Genomic DNA, 5,156 nt, shown 5'->3' on the forward strand with positions numbered 1-5,156 from the left:
CCCGGACCCCGTTCCCCGGCCCGGCGCCCGGCGTGCCGGCGCGCCGGGCGGCCCGGCTGAGCCCGTGGGCGGCGTCGGCGGCGGTGGCCGTGCTGCTGGCGAGCATGCTCGCGGGGCTGCTCGCCGGCGCCGCGGACATCGCCCCGCGGAGCGTGCTGCTCCAGCTGCTCGACTGGCTGCCGCTCGTCGAGGCCGACTCGGGGCTCGCCCCGGTCGAGCTGGGCCTGCTCGCCGAGCTGCGGCTGCCCCGGGTCCTGCTCGCCGCGGTCGTCGGCGGGCTGCTGGCCATCGCCGGTGCCGGCTACCAGGGGGTCTTCCGCAACCCGCTGGCCGACCCCTACCTGCTGGGCGCCGCCGCGGGCGCCGGCCTGACCGCCACGGCGGTGATCGTCTTCACCCGGGGGAGTGGGGATGCCCTCCTCATCCCGGTTGCGGCCTTCGCCGGGGCCGTCGGCGGCGTCATGCTCGCGTACGCGCTCGGCAACACCGCGGGCCGGGGCGGCGGCACCGCCACGCTGGTCCTGGCCGGGGTGGCGGTCTCGTCCTTCCTCGCGGCCGTCCAGACGTTCCTGCAGCAGCTGCGGGTCGAGGAGCTCCAGCGCATCTACGCCTGGATCCTCGGCGACGTCGGCGGGGGATGGGGGCAGCTCGCACTGATCACCCCGTACGCCGCCGTCTCGGTGGCCGTCATGCTGCTCCACGGCCGGCTGCTCGACGTGCTCTCGGTCGGCGACGACGAGGCGACGACCCTGGGCCTCGACGCCGCCCGGGTCCGGCTCGTCGTGCTGCTCGCCGCCTCGCTGGCCACCGCGTCGGCCGTCGCGGTCAGCGGGCTGATCGGCTTCGTCGGCATCGTCGTCCCGCATGCCGTCCGCCGCCTGGCGGGCGGGTCCTACCGGGTCGTGCTGCCGCTCTCACTGATCGGCGGCGCCGCCTTCCTGGTTCTCGCCGACCTGATCGCCCGGACCGCGCTCGCCCCGGCCGAGCTGCCCATCGGCGTGGTGACCGCCTTCGTCGGGGCGCCGTTCTTCGTGGCGGTGCTGCGCGTGACCAGGAGGGCGGAGACGTGACCACCACGGGACGGGAGGGCGGGGACACGGCCGCCGCCGGGCGGGAGGGCGGGGACGTGACCGCCGCCGGGCGGGAGGACGACCGGGCGAGTCGGCTGCGGGTCAGGGACCTGTCGGTCGTCCTGGACCGGCGGACCGTGCTCTCCGGCGTTCGGCTGGACGTCCGCGCCGGCGGCTGGCTGGCCGTCATCGGCGCCAACGGCGCGGGCAAGTCCACCCTGCTGCGGGCGGTGGCCGGGGTGCTGCCGTACTCGGGCGAGGTGCTCGTCGACGGCGCGCCGGTCCGGCGGCTCCGCCCCAGGGAGCGGGCCAGGCTGATCGCCTACGCCCCGCAGTCCCCGGCGCTGCCGGCCGACATGACCGTGTTCGACTACGCCCTGCTCGGCCGCACCCCGTACATCCCCTACCTGGGACGGGAGGATCGCCGCGACCGCGAGGTGACCGCCTCGGTGCTGGAGCGGCTGGACCTGGCGGTCCTGGCCGCGCGCCCGCTCGGCCACCTGTCGGGCGGCGAGCGCCAGCGGGTCGTGCTCGCCAGGGCGCTGGTCCAGCAGGCTCCGGTGCTGCTGCTCGACGAGCCCACGACGGCCCTGGACCTGGGGCACCAGCAGCAGGTGATGGAGCTCGTGGACCGGCTCCGCCTGGCCGACGGGCTGACCGTCGTGACGACCCTGCACGACCTGAGCCTCGCCGGTCAGTACGCTGACGCGATGACGCTCGTCTCGGCCGGCCGGGTGGCGGCTTCCGGCACCCCCGCCGAGGTGCTGACCGGGGAGCTGATCGGCGAGCACTTCGACGCCCGCGTCCGGGTCTCGACCGGCCCGGGCGGCAGGCCCGAGGTTCACCTGGAGCGCCCTTGACACCGCACCGCCGCGCCGGTGAGGTACCGTGCGATCTCCCGGGGCGGCTGTGACGCCGCCCCCGGAGCGCACACGAGGTTCCGCGTCGAGTCCCCCTGGAGCGCCCGTGAAGCTGAGTCACCGCGTCGAGGACGGGGCCCGGCTGGCCTCGCTGCTGTGGGAGTTCGGGCCCGGCTGGCGGGCGATCTCCTCGGCCGTGGTGGGCGGCGGCATCGGCCCGGTCGCCTGGGCGCTCAACGCCCAGGTGGTCGCCGGATACTCGCGGACGGACCCCGTCGGGCACCTGCTGGAGATGGCCCCGCCCGGCCCCGGCGTCGGCATGCTCACCGCGGCCTCGGTCGAGAGGTTCACCCGGGCCCGCGACGGGGGAGCCGAGGCCGTGGCGACCGTGGGCCTGCGCGTCCCCACCTGGGCCGCCGCCCCCGAGGGAGCCCCCGACCCGGAGCTGGCCCCCATGTACCTTCCGGGCACCATCAACGTCATCGTCGCGGTCCCGGTCGCGATGAGCGACGCCGCGCTGGTCAACGCGGTCATGACGGTGACCGAGGCCAAGTCGCAGGCCCTGGCGGAGATCGGCTTCCCCGGCACGGGCACCGCCTCCGACGCCGTCTGCGTCGCCGTCCGGGAGCGCGCCCCCGGAGGCCCCGAGGAGCTCTTCGGCGGTCCCCGCTCCACCTGGGGCGCCCGCATCGCCCGCGCCGTCCACGCCGCCGTCCTCCGGGGCGCCCTCGACTGGGTGAAGCGTGATGACTCGACTACCTGAAGTGAGAGAATCGCGGGAAGCGGCATGTGCGTGAGAGCGAGACTCCCGATACTGAGCGGGTGACCGGGAAAAGGACGATGGAGCCCGCGACGAGACGGACGATCCTCCCGGGCGGGCCGCCGTTCACCGTGGATGACCTGCTGACGTTCCCCGACGACGGGAACCGCTACGAGCTCTTCGACGGGAGCCTGCTGGTGAGCCCTCCTCCCGTCCCCCCGCACCAGTTTGCGAGCCTGCGTCTCGTCCGGGTTCTGGAAGACGCCGCGCCACCGGAGTTCGAGCCGCTCCCGGCGGTCGGCCTTCGGGCGGGTCGCCGTGACTTCTTCGTCCCCGACCTCGTCGTCGTGCCGACGGAAGCCGTCGAGGAGACGGAGCTGATGTTCCGGCCGGAGGACATCCTGCTGGCCGTCGAGATCGTCAGCCCGACCACAGAGGCGCGTGACCGTCATCTGAAGAGGGCCGCCTACGCCGCCGCGGGCATTCCCGCGTACTGGCGGATCGAGCTGTCCGAGGGGCCGTCCGTCCACGTCCACGAGCTCGCGGGAGACGAGTACAAACCCGCCGAGAGGTACGACGCGGGGGAGGCCGCGACCCTGCTCGCCCCGTTCGGGGTCCGGTTCGATCCGGCGGTGCTTGTCCGGCCCCGGGCGTGAGTGAGCACGGTGGCATCGTCGGAGCATCCGATGAGGGGATGATGTGGGAGCCGGTCACGGGGGAGGGCGCAGCGCGGTGCCGTCGGGGCGGACGACGACGCCGTAGTCGGCGAGGGCACCGGAGGGGGTGACGCGGCCGGCGTCGAGGTCGGCGCGGACCTCCTCGACGGGGCGCTCAAGGGGCGAGCCGATGCCGCCGCCGCCCGTGGTCTCGATCACGAAGGCCTCCCCGGCGGTGAAACGGGCGTTGTTGACCTTGGAGGGGAGACGCTCCAGCGAGCCGTCCCGGCGGCGCCGGTAGAAGCCGCCCAGCCGTCCCGGCAGGCCGCCCGAGCGGCCCGGCGGGGCGTTGCGCAGCCGGTCGCCCCGGGTGGTGACGTGGGCGTCGGCCAGGAAGCGGATCACCGTGCGGGAGCTCAGGCCGCCGCGGTACCGGCCGGGGCCGCCCGAGTCGGGGACGGTCTCCACCGACTCCACGACCAGCGGGCAGCGGGTCTCCACCGGCTCGACCTGGGGGACCGAGTTGCGGCCGATGCCGAAGTGCACGCCCGTCGCGTCCGGCCCGTCCTTGCCCTGCCGCGCGCCCACCCCGCCGAAGTCGTACGACAGGTGGATCCAGTACGGCGCTTCGACGGCCGCGATGGAGAACGGCTGCAGGATCCCGCTCGCCGCGATGGCCCGGTCGGGCATCGCGTCCGACAGCGCCTGGAAGATCGCCTCCATCGCCGCGTAGATCGGGACGAACCGGCCGCCGCACGGGTAGGGGGAGCGCGCGTTCAGTAGCGAACCCGGCGGCAGCCGCACCTCGATCGCCCGCAGGCAGCCGTCGTTCATCGGGATGGTCGGGTCCAGGAAGCAGCGCACCGCGAACACCGCGGCGGCCAGCGACTGCGACGCCGAGGAGTTGATCGCCGCCGGGACCTGCGGGCCGGTGCCCGCGAAGTCCAGCACGGCTCCCGTCCCCGGGGCCAGGGTGACCGCGACCCGCACCGTGTGCGGGGTGGCCGGGTCGACGCCGTCGTCGTCGATCGGGTAGGAAGCCTCGTAACGCCCGGCGGGCAGGGTGGAGAGGGCCGCGCGGGTGCGGGCCTCGGTGTAGTCCAGGTAGTCGTCGACGCCCCGGGCGAGCCCCGCCGGGCCGTACTCGGCGACCAGCGCCTGGATCCTGGCGGCGGCGACCGCGGTGCCCGCGACGAGGGCCCGCACGTCGCCCATGACCTTGTCCGGGGTGCGGCTGTTGGCCCGTAGGATGGCCTCGATCGCCGGCTCCAGGCCGTGCGCGGTGGCCAGCCGGACCGGCGGGAGCTGCAGGCCCTCCAGGAAGACGTCCGTGGCGAGCGGGGCCATCCCGCCCGCCGACAGGCCGCCCAGGTCGGAGACGTGGATCATCGTGGCGGTGAAGTAGGCGGGTGCGCCGGAGACGAAGACCGGCCGGTAGACGAGCAGGTCGTTGGTGTGGACTCCGCCCCGGTAGGCGTCGTTGAGCACGAACACGTCGCCGGGGCGCATCGTGCCGGCCGGGATGTCCGCGAGCAGTTCGGGCAGCGCGACCTTCAGGGCCATGCTGTTCATGAGCGTGGTGGCCATCGACTGCGCGACCAGCCGCCCACGCGCGTCCAGGATCGCCGCCGACGCGTCCGACCCCTCGACGATGAACGTCGAGTAGGCCGACCGCACCACCACGATGCTCGCCTCCTCCGCCGCCACCACCAGCGCGTTGCGCAGCACCTCGGCGGTGATCGCCATGGCCGTCGCCCGGCCTGCCCCCCGCCCGGGGGCGGCGTGCGCACCCGTCCCCCGTGCGGGGCCC

At 75.0% G+C, this 5,156-nt stretch carries 5 protein-coding genes; 4 read left to right on the forward strand and 1 reads right to left on the reverse strand.

From position 1 onward, the window contains the following. The first annotated feature begins 32 nt into the window (after nt 1–32). The 4 genes from ABD841_RS40065 to ABD841_RS40080 all read left to right on the forward strand — a co-directional run bounded on the left by ABD841_RS40065 (nt 33) and on the right by ABD841_RS40080 (nt 3,346). On the forward strand, nt 33–1,070 hold the full coding sequence (locus tag ABD841_RS40065) for a FecCD family ABC transporter permease (RefSeq protein ID WP_425582121.1): 1,038 nt from the start codon (nt 33–35) through the stop codon (nt 1,068–1,070). Further along, nucleotides 1,067–1,930, forward strand: a complete 864-nt coding sequence (locus ABD841_RS40070; RefSeq protein ID WP_344982292.1) for an ABC transporter ATP-binding protein — start codon at nt 1,067–1,069, stop codon at nt 1,928–1,930. The genes ABD841_RS40065 and ABD841_RS40070 overlap by 4 nt, the downstream gene beginning before the upstream one ends. Before the next feature lie 106 nt (nt 1,931–2,036). Next, nucleotides 2,037–2,693 (forward strand): adenosylcobinamide amidohydrolase, encoded by a 657-nt coding sequence (locus tag ABD841_RS40075; RefSeq protein WP_344982293.1) that lies wholly within the window; start codon nt 2,037–2,039, stop codon nt 2,691–2,693. Nucleotides 2,694–2,752: 59 nt separating this feature from the next. After that, entirely contained in the window at nt 2,753–3,346 is a 594-nt protein-coding gene (locus tag ABD841_RS40080) for a Uma2 family endonuclease (protein ID WP_344982294.1), read from the forward strand. A gap of 54 nt (nt 3,347–3,400) precedes the next feature. Here the strand turns inward: ABD841_RS40080 and ABD841_RS40085 are convergent. Then, nucleotides 3,401–5,156 (reverse strand): hydantoinase B/oxoprolinase family protein (locus ABD841_RS40085; protein ID WP_425582120.1); only part of this gene is annotated, 1,756 nt, incomplete at its 5' end.

It is taken from the genome of Streptosporangium fragile (genome assembly GCF_039534445.1).
Classification (GTDB): domain Bacteria; phylum Actinomycetota; class Actinomycetes; order Streptosporangiales; family Streptosporangiaceae; genus Streptosporangium; species Streptosporangium fragile.